Source organism: Paenibacillus sp. GM2 (assembly GCF_900069005.2).
Classification (GTDB): domain Bacteria; phylum Bacillota; class Bacilli; order Paenibacillales; family Paenibacillaceae; genus Fontibacillus.
Map to the genome: position 1 here is coordinate 463,278 of NZ_LN831279.1, position 18,674 is coordinate 481,951.

The window sequence follows — 18,674 nt, forward strand, 5'->3', positions numbered from 1 at the left end:
GATGAGATTATCATCATTCGTTCATGCGGGCAAACAAATTGAGGCGGAGCTGATTGCTTTTCGCAGGGAGCTGCACCGTTACCCCGAGTTAAGCTTGCAGGAATCGGAGACAGCCGCGAAGGTAGCGCAGCGGCTTGGCGAGCTTGGGATTGATTTCCGCAGTAGAGTTGGTGGAAATGGCATCGTTGCTGAGCTGACCGGGGAGCAGCCGGGGCCGGTTATTGCGCTGCGGGCGGATATGGATGCTCTGCCGATTCATGAGGAATCAGGACTGGAGTTCGCTTCTACGCGCCCGGGAATTATGCATGCCTGCGGGCATGATGCACATACAGCTATTTTGCTAGGTGCAGCGGAGCTGCTGGCCGACAAAAAAATAAAGGGTACCGTGCGCTTTCTGTTCCAAGCGGCTGAGGAGATTAATGCAGGAGCGAAGGCGATGGTTGAGCAGGGCGCGCTGGAAGGCGTTGATGAAATCTACGGACTGCATAATCTCCCGACCTTATCCGCAGGACTGGCGGCTACGAGGTATGGTTCCCTGATGGGCTCGGTCGATCGCATCGAGATTCATCTGGAAGGCCGCGGCGGACATGGAGCGATTCCGGATCAATCCGTCGATCCGGTTGTATGTGCTGCCAATATCATTATGGCGCTGCAGAGCATTGTCAGCCGGGAGGTCTCTCCCTTTGATCCGGTTGTCGTTACAATCGGCAGCATCAAGTCGGGCGAAGCGAACAATGTGATTCCGCATTACGCGGATATGACCGGTACAATCCGTACCTTTGACGCCAAAATTCAAAAGCAGATGCCGGAGAGAATAGAGCGAATCGTCAAGCAAATAGCCGCAGGCCATAAATGCCAGGCGGAGCTCAAATATATCGGGCAGACTCCTGTGTTAATCAATGATGAGGAATGCAATCGTCATGTTGAGCAGGTGATCGATCAGATGATAGGCTCTGAGCGCAGAGTCGAGGCCCCTCCAACCCTGGCTGGCGAGGACTTCTCTGTCTATTTGCAGCATGTGCCGGGTTGCTTCTTCTGGCTGGGCTCAGGCCCCGCTGTGGATGCAAGCAGCGCTTATGGACTTCATCATCCGAAATATAGATTGAATGAAGATTGTATTCCGCTTGGTGCGGCCTTACTTGCAGCTGTAGCACAGCAGAGATTAGCTGTAAACGAACATACCGTCTGAGAAAGGGGATAACAAGGTTGAAACACTTGAATATTGGAATTATAGGTACGGATTCCTCCCATTCCGTTGCATTCACCAGGCTGCTCAACGACCCGTCCGACGCCAATCATGTTCCGGGCGGGAAGGTTGTAGCAGCTTTTTTGGGCGGCTCTGAGGATTTCGCGCTTAGCGCGAATCGGGTTCAGGGTTTTATGAGTACGCTAGAGACTGAATTTGGCGTACGCCGGATGGATAGTCCGGAGGAAATCGCGGCAAGCTGTGACGCGATATTGCTTACATCGGCGGATGGGCGAGTGCATTTGGAACAATTCAAGCGGATCGCTTCCTATGGCAAGCCGGTTTTTATCGATAAGCCGTTGGCACTATCCAGCGCACAAGCGGACGAGATCTTCCGCACCGCCCGGGAGCAGCAGGTTCCATTGATGAGCAGCTCGGCTCTCAGATACGCCCGGCAAATTACCGATGATCTGGCCTCGCATGGCTCCGTGTCCGTGATTCGTGCCGATGTGGGGGGACCCTTGGATGTCGAGCCCACGCAGTCTTATTATTACTGGTACGGAATACATTCCGTTGAGCTGTTATATGGCATTATGGGCAGCGGCTGTGCGGAGGTAAATGTATTAGGAGGGGAAAAGGTGGAGCAACTATCCGCAGTCTGGTTGGATGGACGGATAGGAACAGCGAGTCTCAGCCGTCAGGAAGGAACTCCGTTTAGTGCAACAATTCAGCGCCACGGTCAATCCTCATCGATTGAGATTGATTTTGCGGCCAAGCCCTTTTATGCAAGCCTGCTTGAACAGATTATGATTTTGTTCCAGACGCGGATTTCTCCGCTAAGGTGGCAGGAGACGCTGGAGGTCATCCGCTTTGTTGAAGCCGCTGAAGAGAGCAGAAGGCTGGGCAAGCCAGTCCGTCTGTAGAGGTAATCAGGAGTCCCAGCATCAAGTCTTGAATTCAGCCGGGCCTAGGAAGAAGCTTGCGAGGTCGTTTCATGCGAACACGTATAGCTCCGCTCCCAGGCCTCTTTTTCATCCAAGCTTCACGTTGCTGAATGGCTTGTTAAACAAACGTTTGTAAGGAATTGGAAGCGGTTGATTGGCTACCTCCTCATTGGTTTATGGGGAAGAAATTCGGAAGATAAGGAAAAAGACAAAAAAACGAAGATATGAATATAGCATTTTCCACCTCTTTAGCTTTTTCCACACCTCAAAACACCTGATACATCAAGGTTTTTTCGTTATTTTATATTTTACATACCAAAAAATCGCGGTTGATGAAAACGCTTTATTTACGAGGTGTTAACCCTCATCCTACAATTTGAATTGTCCGATACGAGAGACTTAAATTGAAGCTCCTCCGGGTGTTGCAATGCGTAGGTGGCATAGGCCAGGGCACCACGATTTCCAGCTCCGATGAGAACAGCTGTTACTTTTTTCATGAATAACTCCTCCATTGTCGATAATCATTCATTCGCTACGGTTGATGGGATAAGCCCATAAGCGTAAAGCCTCAAAATACTTAATCCACTAAACAGGGGGATACACTCAATAAAGTATATTTACATAGTGTAACCCCATGTTTATTGTAATTATATTATGGTGTTAACACAGTGTCAACCCTTATAAAAAGCTTGTAGAGACTGGCGATCGCTCGCTCGTTGGCGTAGATCTGGATTTATGCTAACCGGTTTGGTTGCGGGGAAATTAGCTCAGTCGCAGTAGGGTTGATTGCGGGAAATAGCTCAGTCGCAGTAGTTGTTGATTTCAGGTACCGGATAGAGTAAGCTAGGCAGCATAAAGATTGTTTACGCAATGGAAACACTATGAACATCGAATATAAATACGTAGCGTGATGAAGGAGGGAATGCGCTTGGGTACGAAATGGGAGCAGGAATTGGATTTAATGCGTCAGTCGCGACGGGAACAAATTATGGATGCTGCCTATGAGCTTGTACTAGAGAAGGGGCTTATTTCGATCACGATTGTCGATATCGTCAAGAAGGCGGAAATTAGCCGGGTAACCTTGTATAAGTATTACAGCTCGATCCATGAGATTGTATTTGATATTCAGATCAGAATATTGAATGAGATGAGCGTGCTGTTGGGGGAGAAGCTCAAGGGCAAAAATGGGTTGGAGAAGCTGCATGATTATTTTGCTACCTTCGTCCGTATGTACCAGACCCGACCGGATTATTTTCGCTTTGCCGCCATGTTCGACCAATTCTACCAGTCCTCTTATCCAACGCCGGAGCTGGAGGAGCAATATCAGAGTTTCACGAAGCAGGGGATCGACTTGATTGAACATATTATTGAAGAAGGAATGGTTGACGGCTCGATTCGTGCAGAGACAAATCCCCCGATGATGGCGCAAATGCTGTCGCATATTATGATGGGAACAACACAAAGAATTGCGGCGCGCAGCGAAATATACAAGACAGAGAGTAAGGTCGATTCCGAGGATCTGCTTCATTATTTAGCGGATTTCTTAACCACTTCACTGGCGTCTGCCCCATCGCAGGCATAACATGGAGGGCGATACAATGAGTAAAAGCCACGAAGATGTGGAGTGGTGGCTAATCCGGCATGGGGTGACCGCATGGAATTTGCAGCGCAAATATCAAGGCCATAGCGACGAGAAAATACTGCCAGGGGAAGCTGGCGGGTTAACTCCGCTGCAAAGCCAATTGGCTGGGATATCTTTCGCTGGTGTATATTGCAGTGATCTTGAGCGTTGTCGTCAGACCCTTCGATTTATTCGTCCGGATTGGACCGGGCAAGCGGTCTATGATCCAAGACTTAGAGAGATGAACTTTGGGGCCTGGGAAGGCAGAACCTATGAGATGCTGGAGCATGACCCGCTCTACCGTGCCTGGATTGACGATCCCAAGCTGCATACCCCACCCGAAGGGGAATCATGGGAGCTGTTCCATAACAGGGTCGCCGATTTTCAACGGGAGCTGGTGCAGATATCGAGGGAGCTTGCGAGCGGGAACGGTAATCCTGCAATCCTGCTCATTGTGACCCATGGGGGTGTGATATCAACGCTAAATATGCTAATGAATCCTCATGTCGGCTTTTGGGACAGCAAGGTTTTGCCCGGGGAAATTATGAAACTAAAGCTTCGTTCTAATGAGTTGGAGTGGTAAGCGGCGATTCGGACATAATACCTGAAATTTGAATTAAAATCACACTTGACAGGTATGAATTGTTGGTTTAATATGATGAAAAATCATTTTCATTTTCATTGGCTTCGTATGGAGCTCGCCGATTGGATCGCCAAAGGCTTCTGGAACTCTTTTAAGGGAGAGTCCTGGGGGCCTTTTTTGTTATGAAAAAAACAACGTAAGGAGAGTGTGAATATGGGACACCCATCGATTTATCCGACAGGGGCTACGGTCTATAGGCCAGAGCTGGCCTGGAGCGGATATACCCTCTATCAAGCTGCTGATCTGGGGGCACTGTTAGTCGATATGAACGGGAAAGAGGTTCATCTATGGAAAGGGCTGCGTGGGTTTCCAAATAAGCTGCTGCCCGGAGGATATGTACTTGGAAGCACTGCTGAGCGTGATCCGAAGTATGGATTTCAGGACGAATCTGATCTGGTCCAGGTCGATTTTGCGGGGAATATCGTATGGCGCTTCAACCGCTATGAATGGATAGAGGACCCGGGGCATGAACCGCAATGGATGGCCAGGGCGCATCATGATTACCAGCGGGAAGGCAATTCGGTGGGCTACTATGTACCTGGCTCCGATCCGAAGACAAGCGAAGGGAACACGTTGATCCTCGTTCACAAAAATGTGCAAAATCCGGCTATCTCTGACAAGCCGCTGCTGGATGATGCGATCATCGAAGTCGATTATGCAGGCAATATCGTCTGGGAATGGAGTTGCAATGAGCACTTCGAAGAACTGGGCTTTGATGAATCAGCCAGAAATGTTCTGTTCCGCGACCCAAATACCCGTTTCTTCGGCGATCATGCCGGTGACTGGATGCATATCAATTCCATGTCGGTACTTGGTCCTAACCGCTTCTATGATCAAGGGGATGAACGCTTCCATCCGGACAATATTATCTGGGATGCAAGGGAGTCCAACATCATAGCTATCATTGACAAACGGACGGGGAAAATCGTCTGGCGGCTGGGGCCGGATTATTCATCCCCGGAACTTAAAGGTCTAGGCTGGATTATCGGCCAGCATCATGCACATCTGATTCCACGCGGTTTACCCGGAGAAGGCAATCTGCTGGTGTTTGACAACGGCGGTTGGGCTGGCTATGGCGCCCCTAATCCCGCTTCTCCTTACGGGGCGAAAAACGCCGTTCGTGATCATTCCCGCATTCTGGAGATCGACCCGGTGAGCTTGGAAATCGTCTGGCAATATACGCCGACAGAGGCCGGATTTCAGGAGCCGCTGGATTCTTATCGGTTCTACAGCCCCTATATCAGCTCCGCGCAGAGATTACCCAACGGCAATACGCTAATTACGGAAGGCGCGGACGGCCGGATTCTGGAAGTTACACGGTCGCATGATTTGGTATGGGAATATATTTCGCCTTATAAGAACACACGAAATGCCAATATGGTGTACCGGGCTTACCGGGTTCCATATGAATGGGTACCCCAGCTTCCGCGGCCGGAGGAGAAGGCGATTGAACCGCTTGATATCGCTAATTTCAGAGTGCCCGGTGCGGCGCCCAGGGGAGCTCATTCCGTCGTTGAAGTTGCTGGAACGATATCCTATGGCGACGGGGCGGCCTGCGTAGCCCGAACTGATGAGAAGTCATTTTATCTGAATAATATAGATTAGTTGAGGGGGGAGGGCTATGCGGTTACAACGAAATTTAGGAACAGGCATAATCTATAGTCTTATTCTGCTGCTTCTGCTCAACCTGCTCGCAGGCTGCGCTGCAAATCGTGGGGGAACAGCGGCAAAAGCGGGTGCAGCCTCGGAAAAGAGCGATGGCGAGGTGGCTGTGAAGCTGAATATTGCTGATATTTCAACAAATCCGGTGTTCCGGGTGGCGGTACATCAAGGATTTTTGGAGAAGTATGGAATCAAAGCTGAGCTTGTTAATTTTGCAACACCGGCAGAAGGAATCAATTCATTGTTTATTAAGCAGGCGGATATCGGCTGGGGGGCGGATTATCCTATTCTGAACGCCGTAAGCAAGGGAGAATATACGATCATCGCTTCGACGGGCACTTCCACCGACAAGAACGCCGCTCAATGGAAGCTATTCGTACGCGATGAAATCCAGCAGCCTGAGCAATTAAAAGGGAAAGCTTTAAGCTTTTTGCGAGGCACATTTATTTCTTATTTATGGGATGAGTATTTGGCAGAGCATGGGATTGAGATCAAGGAGACGAAGCTGGTCGGACAGGGCGGCTCAGATGAATCCTATATCGCGCTAAAGAAGGGCGAGGTCGATGCGGTCTGGGTCAGCGGCGCGGCCATGACGCAAAAATTTTCGGAGCTGGAGGGAGTGCACCAGTTGACGGATATGTCACAGACCGGAGTGCGAATCGGCAGTCAGATTATTGTCCCGAATTCGCTTATTATTCAGCATCCGGATAAGGTGAAGGGGTTCCTGCTGGCGCTTGATGAATCCTCCCGATATATTAAGGAGCATCCGGACGAAGTGGCGGATTTGCTATACAAAGAAGTGAAGCAGCCCAAGGAATCAACGCTGAAGGATCTATCGGTGACGAACTGGGAAGTAAACTTTACGCAGCAGGCCTATGAGAGTCTGGAGCGGCAGAAAAAATATATGGTCGAAAATAGCATTATCCAGCAAGATTTCAATCTGACGGATAAGATCGATTTGCAGTTTTTACGGGAGGCATTGCCGGATCGCGAAGCTTACACGCCTTAAGGAGGGATTTGAGTATGTCCGCAGCCAAGCCGATTCATACCATAACGATCGAGCAACTGAATAAGAGCTATAACGAAGGCGGTATCGGGGAACTTCATTACATTATCAAGGATGTAAATCTTGTAATTCGCGGCGGTGAATTTTTTATATTACTTGGCCCAAGCGGGTGCGGCAAATCTACATTGCTGAACATGATAGCCGGATTCGTCTCTAAGACGGGCGGAAGCCTGCGGGTCGGGGGCAAGGATATTCACAAGCCGGACCGCGATCGCGCGGTTGTGTTCCAACAGGCGGATTCTTCGTTGTTCCCTTGGTTAACCGTGCGGCAAAATATCGAATTTGGCCTGAAGATGAAAAAGGTGCCCCCGCAGAAGCGCCGGGAAATTAGTGATTACTATACCGGGCTTGTAGGGTTGAACGGTCATAGTGACAAGTTCCCGAAGGAGCTGTCGGGCGGGATGAAGCAGCGGGTCCAGCTGGCCCGCGTACTCGCCAATGATCCCGAGATTCTGCTTATGGATGAGCCCTTCGGTGCACTTGATGCGATGACGCGTCGCACGATGCAAAAAGAGCTCGTCCGAATCTGGCAGCAGACGAACAAGACGATTGTATTCGTGACCCATGATATTCAGGAAGCAATTTTGCTCGGCGGAAGGATTGGCATCATGTCGCCGGGACCCTCCTCGCACATCTCACAGATTTACGAGATTCCGCTCTCTTATCCACGCGATGTGACTGCTGCGGAATTTTATGAATATTACCATCTGATTCAGTCGCATTTCGAGGAATAGGAGGGAGATATATGCGCAAATGGAGAAGTAAAGGCATTAGCCTCCTGTTGATTTGGATATTCGCTCTGGCGGCCTGGGAAACGGGCTCACTGCTGTACGGCCCGGAGGTGATCCCTGGTCCGCTTGATACGGCGGCTGGGGCCCGGGAGCTGCTGCAGGACGGGTCGCTTTTGCAATATATCGGCATCAGCTTTTACCGGGTATTTACAGGCTGGGCGCTTGGCAGCTTAATCGCAATTCCACTGGGCCTGCTTATTGGGAAGGTTGCAGCGATCCGTTCCTTCGCAGAACCTTTTCTCAATTTTATCCGGTTCATTCCGCCGATCGCTTTTATTACTTTGTTCCTCGTCTGGTTCGGAATCGGCGAGCAATCCAAGATCGCTCTGATTCTATATGCGACTCTATTTATCGTCATTATGAACACCTTGACCGGGGTGCTGGCCGTTGAAGAGGATAAGATCCGCGCAGCCCGCAGTATGGGGGCATCCGAATGGCAGATCGTCCGCTATGTCATCATTCCGGCAACCGCGCCGTATATGTTCACCGGTGTACGCCTAGCCATGGGCACCTCCTATATGGCCATTGTCGGGGCAGAGATGATTGCCTCGAACGAAGGCGTAGGCTTCCTGATCTGGAACTCGCGCTTATTCTTCCGGACAGACTGGATTTTCGTTGGTCTGATCAGTCTGGGCCTGATGGGCTTTATAACCGATCGCCTGTTTGGCCTGTTCGGCCGCAAAGTGCTGGGTCGTTATGGCGTGATCAGCTCAGCGCCTGTGCGCCGATAGGCAGATATTTATAGAAGAGTTATAAGAAGAGGTCTCGTAACTTGCGTTACGCGGCCTCTTCTTATGCGTCTGTGGAGTCCTTTTTCGCACTGCGCGCAGGGGACTGCGCGCGGTGCTTTGCTGCATGACGGTGGTCGGTCGACCCCACGGTTTGCCTTATCAGCTTATTGGATTAGCTGTTGGGGTGTTATCCGTTGAGTTTAGCTTTTGGGTTGTTAGATTGCTGGGCAGTAGGGCAGCAGGGCTGTGGGACTGTTGGCTTGTTGAATCTATAAATTTATGGATGGTTGGCCTGTCGGATCGCTGGATCGTTAGACTATCGGCTTGTGGGCTGGTTGGATCATTGACTTGTTAGATCATTGAATTGATAGATTGTAGGACTGCCGGTTAGTTGGTTAATTGAATTGATAGATTGCAGGACTGTTGGTTAGTTGGTTAGTTGACTTGTTGGCTTGTTAGATAGTCGGATTGCTGACTTGTTGGGTTGTGGGATTGTGGGATTGTCGGACTGCTGGTTGTCGGATGTTAGATTGTTCTAACGGAACTCACAGCCTCTATTTCCCATAATTTGACCCCTATTAAATTGTAACGGAAAGGGGTTCCGCTATTTGTTGATAGAACAATCAATTTCGTAGAAATTCCCCCTAATAAGGTCGCTCATTTCCGTTAGATTTTCTAAAATCGCTTTTTTGTTCAAATAGCGCACCTCATTTCCGTTAGGTCCTTAGGACAAAGAGCAGATACTCAAGGAACTACCTAATATATGCGCTCAATTACGATTATCTTATCGAGATTCGAAGGTTACTGCGTATGAGGCCATTGCGGGTTAGTCTCTAGCTTTTCTTTTTGCGGGGAAAAGGGGTATGATGGTGCTCTGAGGAATTCAATTGGTCAAAAGAGGAATGAGAGATTTGATGCAGCAAATGGAGAGTTCCAGCCGATATATTTACCCTTTTGCCTGTCATGAGACAGAGCGTGATCTGTGCAGGATGGAGCTTCAGGCGCTATTTGGATATGCTGTTGATCCTGTTGGACCGTATCCATTTGTGGATACGTCCATTGTAATCGATCCGAGCCGCAGTCCTTATCTGTCGCTGAGGATGGATGTATGGATTAGCGAGGTTTCTTGGGAGGAACTGCTGCGGCAGGCAGCTGAGCTGGAGCTTCAGGATAGGACATTTAAAGTAAAATATATCAAAAATGGTGATCCGCGCAGCTTTGACGAGCAGCGGCAGATGGAGCGTCAGGTTGGGAGTGTGATTCGCGGCAAGGCGGAGATGCGTACGCCGGATCTGATCTATGGCTTGCTCTCTCATCACGGGCGCTGGACGCTGGGGGTCTGTCATCCGGCACGTTCAGTCTGGCTGGAGCATAAGCATAAGCCGCAAAATTACTCGACAGGACTCAGCACCGCAGTTGCTCGCGCATTAGTTAATATCGCGGCTCCTCAACCGGATGGCTTGCGGTTGATCGATCCCTGCTGCGGCATGGGCAATGTGCTGATCGAGGCGTTGTCGATGGGGATCGACATGGTCGGTCAGGATATTAATCCGCTGGCGATTAAGGGCGCACGTGTGAATTTGCACCATTTTGGCTATGAGTCGAAAGGCTTGGTAGAGATCGGTGATATGAACGACATAACTGAACATTACGACGCCGCGGTTCTTGATATGCCCTATAATCTCTGTTCGGTGCTTCCACGAGATGAACGGATTAGGATGCTTACGAGTCTGAAGCGAATTAGCATCCGTTCGGTGATTGTCTCTTCAGAGCCGCTTGAGGAGGAGATTCGCGAGGCCGGTCTGACGGTAATGGATCAAGGGAAAATCTTGAAAGGTTCATTTATTCGCAATGTATGGCTGTGCAGGAGCGAGTGAGGGGGGTTAAGGCCATCTTAATGCAGAATTGCTGCAGTAGATAGAGCTATATGAACGGCTCTGGATATTGTGTTCAATCTTCTTTTCCCCTATAATCCAATAGAGAAGATAGCCTTGCTTCGAGCTGATTAATTGAATAAAAATACTTGCTGGTCCTGAGTTAGCGGCGCATGACGCCATACGCTCGGGTGAAAAGGGAAGCCGGTGCAAGTCCGGCGCGGTCCCGCCACTGTAAACAGGAACGAAGCCTAATTTGCCACTGTCAACGCTCAAGTTGATGGGAAGGCGGGCTTCAAGTCTTAACCTGTAAGTCAGGAGACCTGCCGCGAGTATATGAGACGGTCCTTCGAGGAAAGGATGGCGTTCTGCTAAGCTAAAGATGCTGATCTGCGTATGGAGGTTACTTGTTCTGTCCGGATCAGACATAATACTTTGTAGACGTAACCCATCCTATCGGATCGGGTTTTCTTTTTGTTGTAGTAGTTTCAAAAAGTCCGCTTTTGATCAGAAATTAAAAAATCCTGCCGGAAGCAGGAGCCTCGGTGCTGAAAGGCGACCTTTTTGAACACCACTTGCAAGGACTCCAAGCATAAGCAATGGCGTGCAAGAACAAAAGCAAGAACAAAAGCAAGAACAAAAAATTATTCAAAAGGAGAGGGAAAACTTGAAGAACTGGAGAAAAATATGGGCGGCCGCCCTACTGACGCTCGTCATTATGGTCGTTGCAGGATGTGGCGCCAATGATTCAACGAATAATGCTGCGAACGGGGCGGCAAATAACAGCACGAATCAGGCTGTTGAACAGAGCAACAATAGCGGAAATGCAGGGGAAGCACAGCATACGGCCTACCCGCTTACGGTAAAGGATGATTTCGGCACAGAGGTTACATTTGACGCGGCTCCGCAGAAGATTGTCTCCTTGTCTCCTTCGGAAACGGAAGGTTTGTTCGCAATCGGTCTGGACGAGCAGATTGTCGGCGTCTCCGATAATGATGATTACCCGGAAGCCGCGTTGTCCAAGCCGAAGATGGGCGGCTTCCAAGTTAATGTAGAATCCGTTGTAGCGGCTGAACCGGATCTTGTCGTTGTAACAGGGACGATGATCAAGGAAGAGACGATCAAGAGCTTGACTGATCTCGGGATTAAAGTATTTAAATCCAATCCGAAGACAGTGAATAACGTAATGGACCATATTAAGATGATTGGACAAATTACGGATCATCAAGCTGAGGCGGAGCAAGTTGTGAAGCAGATGCAGGATGAGCTGAACCAAGTAACAGAAGCCGTAAAATCGGTTAAAGAAGAAGATAAGAAAAAAGTATATATCGAGTTCTCGCCAGGCTGGACTGTTGGTAAAGGCGAGTTTATGGACGAGATGATCACGCTCGCCGGAGGCGTTAACGTTGCTTCCGATATAGAAGGCTGGAGCCAGATCAACGAAGAGAATATCATCAAGGCAAATCCTGATGTGATTCTGTATGCCAAGAGCGTAATTGAAAATGACAAGACCTTGGCCGAGATTGTAAAAGGACGCAGCGGCTGGGATCAAATTACGGCTGTGAAAAATGATCAGGTTATCGGACTGGATGATAATTTGCTTAGCCGTCCGGGCCCACGCGTAACGCAAGGACTGATTGAAGTGGCCAAAGCGATCTATCCGGAATTGATGCAGCCATGAGGACGAAGCTGGCCGGATACGGTATCATAGGTCTTGCTTTGCTCGCAATCACCGTCTTGATCTGTATCGGGGTTGGCTCGGTATATTTGCCGGCCGGAGAGATTATCGCCATTCTCGCGCATCATATTCCGTGGGTTGGCGATCATATTACTCCGGATTGGAGCATGGCTTCTGAACAGATTGTTATGAAGGTTCGCCTTCCGCGAGTGATGCTGGGCCTGCTGGTCGGCGCTTCGCTCGCGGTAGCGGGCTCTGCTTTTCAGGGAGTACTGCGCAATCCGCTCTCCGATCCATTTACACTTGGCGTGTCATCGGGCTCAGCGCTAGGGGCCGCAGTATTAATCTTTCTTGGCTGGCAGTACTCCGTAATCGGAGTGTTCACACTGCCGGCTGTTGCATTTTTAACAGGATCTTTAACGTTATGGATCGTGATGTGGCTGGCTCGGGAGAACGGGAAAATACCGATCGAGAATTTGATTCTATCAGGCGTTGTGATGCAGTCTTTCCTCGGGGCTGTCGTCTCCTTTCTGACAGCGATGTCGAAGAAGACGGTGAATGAAATTTTATATTGGACGATGGGCTCCTTAAGCTTGCGAGGATGGTCGTATACGGCCATCCTGCTGCCATATTTGGCGCTGGGGTTCATTTATCTCTGGAGTCGGGCCAGGACGCTGAATTTGCTCGCGCTTGGCGAGCGACAAGCCACCCATACGGGACTCAATGTGGAATTTACCAAGTTATCGGTGTTGTTTGTGGCCACGCTGCTCACGGCAGCGGCTGTCTCGGTATCCGGAGTGATTGGCTTTGTCGGCCTGGTCGTACCGCATATTATTCGCCTGATTACGGGTCCTGATTATCGCCTGATTATTCCGCTCTCCGCGCTTGGCGGGGGCATCTTCATGATGTGGAGCGATCTGGCAGCGCGTTCGCTGCTGGCGCCAATCGAGATACCGTTGGGAATTGTCACAGCCTTCGTAGGGGCGCCTTTCTTCGCTTACTTGCTGTATCGCAAGAAGAAGGAAAGAGAGGTGGAGATGCGTTGATTGAAGTGCGGCATATTGATAAATCATATGGAAGTTTGTCCGTACTTGAGGATATAAACTGGCGGGTCCAACGCGGGCAGTTCTGGGGCATCATCGGTCCAAATGGCAGCGGGAAATCAACGTTGATCAGCCTCTTGTCCGGAGTAGAGAAGCCGAACCGCGGCGAGATCAGCCTGGATGGCAGGCTGATTGCCGAATACGGGCGCAAGGAGCTGTCGCGCAAGCTGGCGGTTTTGCAGCAGGATGGGCTTCCGGCAGTAGCCTATCCTGTCCGGGAAGTGATTGAGATGGGGCGGTTTCCGTTCCAGAATTGGCGCGGCAGAGAAGATAGTGAAGCCGCTCGGCAACTAATGGACGGTATTATGGATAAGCTTGAGCTGAATGCTCTGGCTCATCGGCCGCTTCATGTATTAAGCGGCGGACAGCGGCAGCGGGTGGCCTTGGGCAAAGTGATGGCCCAGCAGCCTGAGATCGTCCTGCTCGATGAGCCAACGACTTATCTGGATATCCGACATCAGACACAGTTTATGGAGCTGGTCGCCAGCTGGCAGCGTGAAGCGGGCTTGACGGTCGTATCGGTCATGCATGATCTCAATCTGGCCGCGCTGTATTGCGACCATTTGCTTGTGCTTCATCAGGGGAAAATTGTGGCAGAAGGTTCACCTGCGGAAATTATTAATTTTGAATTGATTGAAGCGGTATTTCAGGTGCAGTCTCATATCGTTGCTCACCCCGATCACGGAGAGCCCCAGTTATTGCTGCGTAAGGAAACTAGTAGTGAATGATAGAGCATCTAAACTGGTGAACAGGTCATCGCTAGTTCATATTTTGCAGCAGGATCTTGCAATATTAGTGATATAGTTATGGTATAGTCGCATATCACGCACCAGGAAGGGGATATACACATGAATCATTTAATCGCACAAGTTATCGATAAAATCTCAGCTCCGGACGAGGCTGCTTCAGCAGCTGCGGCAGAGCATCTCGATCAGTTAACCAAGCCGCCGGGGAGCCTCGGGAAGCTGGAGAATCTGGCCGTGAAGCTAGCGGGAATTACCGGGAAGGTACATCCCGATTTATCCAAGCGTTCTGTCATCGTTATGGCTGCTGATCATGGTGTGTGCGAGGAAGGCATCAGTGCTTTTCCAGCGGAGGTAACGCCGCAGATGGTACATAACTTCCTGGCCGGTGGAGCAGCAGTGAATGTGCTGGCTCGTCAAGCCGGAGCCGAGGTGATGTGCGTGGACATCGGAGTAAATGCCAAATTGTCACACCCGGAGCTTGTTATGAAGAAGATCCGCTATGGGACAGCGAATATGGCCAAAGGTCCGGCGATGAGCCGTGAGGAAGCGGAAGCGGCCGTACTGGCGGGAATCGATACGGTGGAGGCGGCAGTAGCCAACGGATCAAGATTGTTCGTGACCGGCGAGATGGGGATCGGTAATACCACGGCCAGTGCGGCAGTGATGAGCGTGTTGACCGGAAAATCGCCGCAGGAATGCGTTGGCCGGGGAACGGGTCTTAATGACGAACGCCTTCAGCATAAGATTGCTGTCGTCCAGAAGGCAATTGATGTTAACCAGCCGGATATGAACGATCCGCTGGATGTACTATCCAAGATTGGCGGGCTCGAAATCGCCGGCCTGACCGGGGTGATTCTGGCTGCCGCTGCCCACCATTGTCCGGTCGTCATTGACGGATTTATCTCCAGTGCAGCGGCATTAATTGCGCAGCGCCTTGCCCCAGAGGCTGCGCATTATATGATCGCCTCGCATGCTTCGCATGAACAGGGGCATGAGCAGCTGCTTGGTGAGCTGGGGCTTGCCCCGATGCTGCATCTGGACATGCGATTGGGCGAAGGGACTGGCGGCGTATTGGCGCTGCATCTGATCGATGCGATCTGCCGTGTAATGTCGGAGATGGCGACCTTCGAGAGTGCCGGGGTTTCTACAGGCGAAGGGACTGGGCCGGAGGCATCCGTATGATCATTACGGTGACCGGCGGGGCGCGAAGCGGCAAGAGCTCTTTTGCCGAGAAATGGTGCATGAAACAGGCGGAGCGAGGGATTTATATTGCTACGGCACAAGCATTCGACGATGAGATGCGGGAGCGAATCAGGCTGCATCAGAGCGTCCGGGTGGACAGCGGTTTTGCTTGGGAGACGAAGGAAGAGCCGCTGCGGCTTGCCGCGCTGTTATGCGAGTTGGCTCAGTCGAACGATCGCAGTTCTTCCTCGATCAAGGAGCCTGTGGCAGACGAACCTGTTGTATTGGTGGATTGTCTCACATTATGGCTCTCTAATATATTGCTCGCATATGGCGACGGGCGGGAGGTGGAGCAGCAGGTACTGGATGAGATCGAACGATTAGCTTCGGTCGTCTCGTCCTATTCCGGCAATCTGGTACTAGTGACGAATGAGGTCGGGGATGGCATCGTGCCTGAATACCGTCTGGGTCGAGTCTACCGGGACTTGTCTGGAATTATGAATCGCAAAATGGCTGAGATTTCGCAGCAAGTATTTCTCGTCACTGCGGGAATTCCCATTGAACTCAAGAGCAGGGAGTATCGATTATGAGACAACAAGGACGGCCAATTTTGGCCGCTTTTCAATTTCTATCGCGTTTTCCGGTGCGAGCCGAGCTTGATTTTACACCGGAGTTGCTGAAGAGGAGCGCCAAATATTATCCGCTCGTCGGCGCGGCGATCGGCATTGTTATTTGGATCATCGGTGTGCTGGCTAGCCTAGCGCTGCCTGTACTGCCGGTCTCGGTCCTTCTGCTGATCGCTTGGGTCTGGCTGACCGGAGGATTGCATTTGGATGGCTGGATGGATTCTGCCGATGCGTTCCTGAGCTATCGTCCCCGTGAGAAAATGCTGGAGATTATGAAGGACAGCCGAGTTGGAGCGATGGGTGTGCTAGCCTGTGTGCTGCTGCTGCTCTTGAAAATGTCGCTGCTTGCCACACTGCTGAGCCGCGGACTGTATGTATCGGGAGCAGCCATAATGACGGCTCCTGTATGGAGCCGCTGGTTCATGGCGCTGGCGATGCGCCATTGGCCGACCGCGCGCGGCGGGGAAGGATTGGCCGGACGATTCCGGGGGCAAAGTGTCCGGGATACGCTGCTTGCGACTTTACTGGCTCTGGTGCTATCGGCAGGACTGCTTCTGCTGGCCGCCGTGCCGCAATGGGGAGATCTGAATATGATCAGCCCAATGATCTATTATGCTCTTGCTCCTTTATTAGCTTGGGGCGTCGGTTCCTGGATGGCGAGCCGGATGAGTGCAAGGCTGGGTGGCTTGACGGGCGATACCTACGGCGCAATCAATGAAGGGCTGGAGGCGGTATTGCTACTGCTCGCCTGCTTGCTTTTTCAATGAGTGAAGTGGAGGTTTGATCGATGAGGCAAGAGGATTTAGGAAGAGAGCAAGTTGCTATAACGGAAAAAGATACAAAGCGGAATTGCGGAGATTCCAGCCATCGGGGCGCTGTGCTGATGCTGCAGGGAACGGCTTCTGATGTAGGCAAGAGTGTCATCGTGACTGCCTTATGCCGAATTTTCGTTCAAGACGGACTCACGACGGCCCCCTATAAATCGCAGAATATGGCGCTAAATTCCTATGTTACCGCCGATGGCCGGGAGATTGGGCGCGCACAGGGCGTGCAGGCTGAAGCCTGTGGAATCGAGGCGACAACGGATATGAATCCCGTCCTGATTAAGCCGACGGGAGATATGCACTCGCAGATCGTTGTTCACGGCAAGCCTTATCAGCATCTGAGCGCGATGAAATATCGCGAGGAGTTCCTGCCCGTGGCCCGGCCGATCGTGATGGAGGCTCTGAACCGACTGAGGAATGAATACGACCTCGTTGTGCTGGAAGGTGCGGGAAGTCCGGCGGAGATCAATTTGAAGCAGCGTGATATCGTTAATATGAATCTGGCTGGATGGGCGGAAGCTCCGGTTATTTTGATCGGCGATATCGATCGCGGCGGGGTGTTTGCATTTCTGGTCGGAACACTCGAATTGCTGGAGCCTGAAGAGAGAGCCCGGGTGAAGGGCTTCATCATTAATAAATTCAGAGGCGATCTGGAGCTGCTTCGGCCAGGGTTGGATTGGCTGGAACAGCGGACAGGCATCCCCGTCCTCGGAGTGCTGCCCTTCTTGCCGGATTTGGAGATCGAGGCTGAGGATTCAGTCATTCTCGACTCCTACGCTTCGGTACCTAAGCAGGGCCGCGATATCGATATTGCCGTGATTCGTTATCCGCGTATTTCCAACTTTACGGACTTCGACATGCTGGACGCAGAGCCGGATGTGTCTGTGCGTTATGTCCAGCGAGCGGCGGAGCTAGGAGAGCCGGATGTAATCATCCTTCCGGGCTCCAAGGATACGATCAGCGATTTGACATTTCTACGGGAACAGGGGCTGGATGGGGCAATTGAGCAGCATCTGGAGCGCAGCGCTCATTCGCAACTGGTCGGTATTTGTGGCGGTTACCAGATGCTTGGGGATGCACTGCTTGATCCGGAGGCTGTTGAATCCGGCAAGGTGAAGCGATCCCGTGGACTTGGCTGGCTGCCGCTGACAACGACGTTTCTCCCTGGCAAAAAAACAATCCGCACCACAGGACATGTTCTACCTGATGCCTCGCTCCGCCTTTATTCAACGGAGCCCGTTATCCCCGTTGGCGGCTACGAAATTCACTCCGGGGAGACGGTATACTCAAGTCAGGCTGGGTTTGGTTTAGAGTCATCGAACTCTGACACCGTAGCGAACTCACACGGTACAACAGGAAGTATAGATAACAGGGAGAAAGAAGCAATGTCCTTATTCCTGGTTGAAAGCGCTGATGGAGGGGAACGCACGGAGGGCGTCTGCCGTGTGGATGGGCGAGTGTTTGGTACGTATTTACACGGTCTTTTCAATAGTGATGAGTATCGCCGGGCTTGGTTGGATGGCATTAGACAAGCCAAAGGGCTGGAGCCTCTGGCTGCGACATTTTCCGCTGCGGCCAGGCGTGAGAGGGCGTTTGACCGACTTGCCGATCATGTAAGAGGCCATCTGGATATGGATCAAATATATGAAATTGCGGGCCTTCCAAAGAATCCTTAGTTTTGACATACGCTTACATTTGTAATACGATAAATATACGCTTAATTTTCGAATGGTAAAGTCGAAAAGCGGGGGAACCATTTTTTGGGGCGAATCGTTGTAAATACACGTAGGGAACCATCTTTCCCGAGTCCGTCAGCTAACCTCGTCAGCAGTGGATGGGTCATCATTTATACCGCTTTGCAATGACCCTGTTACGGGTCTTTTTGCGCTTATGAATCTTTAAATTGTAAGCAATATGACCCGTTATTACTCGGCATCTAATGCCTTGCGCTGCACTGTCATCTTTGGTTTCCATGCTTCTTCTTTACGAATCGGCGA

17 protein-coding genes and 2 riboswitches are annotated in these 18,674 nt (G+C 51.0%); of the genes, 16 read left to right on the top strand and 1 reads right to left on the bottom strand.

Going from position 1 to position 18,674, the window contains the following annotated elements; translation table 11 throughout:
* Window position 1: 1 nt before the first annotated feature.
* A complete protein-coding gene (locus tag BN1360_RS11900) occupies window positions 2-1,189 on the top strand; it encodes a M20 metallopeptidase family protein (RefSeq protein ID WP_069188339.1) in 1,188 nt (395 codons plus the stop codon).
* Window positions 1,190-1,206: 17 nt separating this feature from the next.
* Window positions 1,207-2,109, top strand: coding sequence for a Gfo/Idh/MocA family protein (locus tag BN1360_RS11905; RefSeq protein ID WP_068780072.1), 903 nt, complete (start codon window positions 1,207-1,209; stop codon window positions 2,107-2,109).
* A gap of 368 nt (window positions 2,110-2,477) precedes the next feature.
* Here BN1360_RS11905 and BN1360_RS11910 read toward each other — a convergent pair whose 3' ends face one another.
* A complete protein-coding gene (locus BN1360_RS11910) occupies window positions 2,478-2,627 on the bottom strand; it encodes a hypothetical protein (protein ID WP_157259347.1) in 150 nt (49 codons plus the stop codon).
* Window positions 2,628-3,058: 431 nt separating this feature from the next.
* Here BN1360_RS11910 and BN1360_RS11915 point away from each other — a divergent pair, with 431 nt between their 5' ends.
* From BN1360_RS11915 to BN1360_RS11980, 14 genes are all read left to right on the top strand, one after another.
* On the top strand, window positions 3,059-3,712 hold the full coding sequence (locus tag BN1360_RS11915) for a TetR/AcrR family transcriptional regulator (RefSeq protein ID WP_068780073.1): 654 nt from the start codon (window positions 3,059-3,061) through the stop codon (window positions 3,710-3,712).
* A 16-nt stretch (window positions 3,713-3,728) separates the two neighbouring features.
* Window positions 3,729-4,334, top strand: coding sequence for a histidine phosphatase family protein (locus tag BN1360_RS11920; protein ID WP_068780074.1), 606 nt, complete (start codon window positions 3,729-3,731; stop codon window positions 4,332-4,334).
* A gap of 213 nt (window positions 4,335-4,547) precedes the next feature.
* Window positions 4,548-5,999: an aryl-sulfate sulfotransferase gene (locus BN1360_RS11925; protein WP_068780075.1), complete on the top strand. Its 1,452-nt coding sequence runs from the start codon at window positions 4,548-4,550 to the stop codon at window positions 5,997-5,999.
* Window positions 6,000-6,015: 16 nt separating this feature from the next.
* Entirely contained in the window at window positions 6,016-7,065 is a 1,050-nt protein-coding gene (locus BN1360_RS11930) for an ABC transporter substrate-binding protein (protein WP_068780076.1), read from the top strand.
* Between the two features lie 14 nt (window positions 7,066-7,079).
* Window positions 7,080-7,856: an ABC transporter ATP-binding protein gene (locus BN1360_RS11935; RefSeq protein WP_068780077.1), complete on the top strand. Its 777-nt coding sequence runs from the start codon at window positions 7,080-7,082 to the stop codon at window positions 7,854-7,856.
* Between the two features lie 11 nt (window positions 7,857-7,867).
* Window positions 7,868-8,644, top strand: a complete 777-nt coding sequence (locus BN1360_RS11940) for an ABC transporter permease (RefSeq protein WP_068780078.1) — start codon at window positions 7,868-7,870, stop codon at window positions 8,642-8,644.
* Window positions 8,645-9,546: 902 nt separating this feature from the next.
* Window positions 9,547-10,521: a TRM11 family SAM-dependent methyltransferase gene (locus BN1360_RS11945; RefSeq protein WP_068780079.1), complete on the top strand. Its 975-nt coding sequence runs from the start codon at window positions 9,547-9,549 to the stop codon at window positions 10,519-10,521.
* A gap of 132 nt (window positions 10,522-10,653) precedes the next feature.
* A riboswitch (cobalamin riboswitch) is annotated at window positions 10,654-10,863 on the top strand.
* Between the two features lie 322 nt (window positions 10,864-11,185).
* Window positions 11,186-12,199 (top strand): ABC transporter substrate-binding protein, encoded by a 1,014-nt coding sequence (locus BN1360_RS11950; RefSeq protein WP_068780080.1) that lies wholly within the window; start codon window positions 11,186-11,188, stop codon window positions 12,197-12,199.
* Window positions 12,196-13,242: a FecCD family ABC transporter permease gene (locus BN1360_RS11955; protein WP_068780081.1), complete on the top strand. Its 1,047-nt coding sequence runs from the start codon at window positions 12,196-12,198 to the stop codon at window positions 13,240-13,242. Before BN1360_RS11950 ends, BN1360_RS11955 begins: the two co-directional genes overlap by 4 nt.
* A 5-nt stretch (window positions 13,243-13,247) precedes the next feature.
* Window positions 13,248-14,027: an ABC transporter ATP-binding protein gene (locus BN1360_RS11960; RefSeq protein ID WP_324254317.1), complete on the top strand. Its 780-nt coding sequence runs from the start codon at window positions 13,248-13,250 to the stop codon at window positions 14,025-14,027.
* A 120-nt stretch (window positions 14,028-14,147) separates the two neighbouring features.
* The gene (cobT, locus tag BN1360_RS11965) at window positions 14,148-15,227 is read left to right on the top strand and encodes a nicotinate-nucleotide--dimethylbenzimidazole phosphoribosyltransferase (RefSeq protein ID WP_068780083.1); all 1,080 of its coding nucleotides are present in this window, start codon (window positions 14,148-14,150) and stop codon (window positions 15,225-15,227) included.
* Entirely contained in the window at window positions 15,224-15,817 is a 594-nt protein-coding gene (gene cobU, locus BN1360_RS11970; protein ID WP_068780084.1) for a bifunctional adenosylcobinamide kinase/adenosylcobinamide-phosphate guanylyltransferase, read from the top strand. Before cobT ends, cobU begins: the two co-directional genes overlap by 4 nt.
* Window positions 15,814-16,620, top strand: coding sequence for an adenosylcobinamide-GDP ribazoletransferase (gene cobS / locus BN1360_RS11975; RefSeq protein ID WP_068780085.1), 807 nt, complete (start codon window positions 15,814-15,816; stop codon window positions 16,618-16,620). Before cobU ends, cobS begins: the two co-directional genes overlap by 4 nt.
* A gap of 116 nt (window positions 16,621-16,736) precedes the next feature.
* Window positions 16,737-18,353, top strand: coding sequence for a cobyric acid synthase (locus BN1360_RS11980; RefSeq protein ID WP_068780195.1), 1,617 nt, complete (start codon window positions 16,737-16,739; stop codon window positions 18,351-18,353).
* 28 nt (window positions 18,354-18,381) lie between these two features.
* A riboswitch (cyclic di-AMP (ydaO/yuaA leader) is annotated at window positions 18,382-18,522 on the top strand.
* Window positions 18,523-18,674 lie beyond the last annotated feature (152 nt).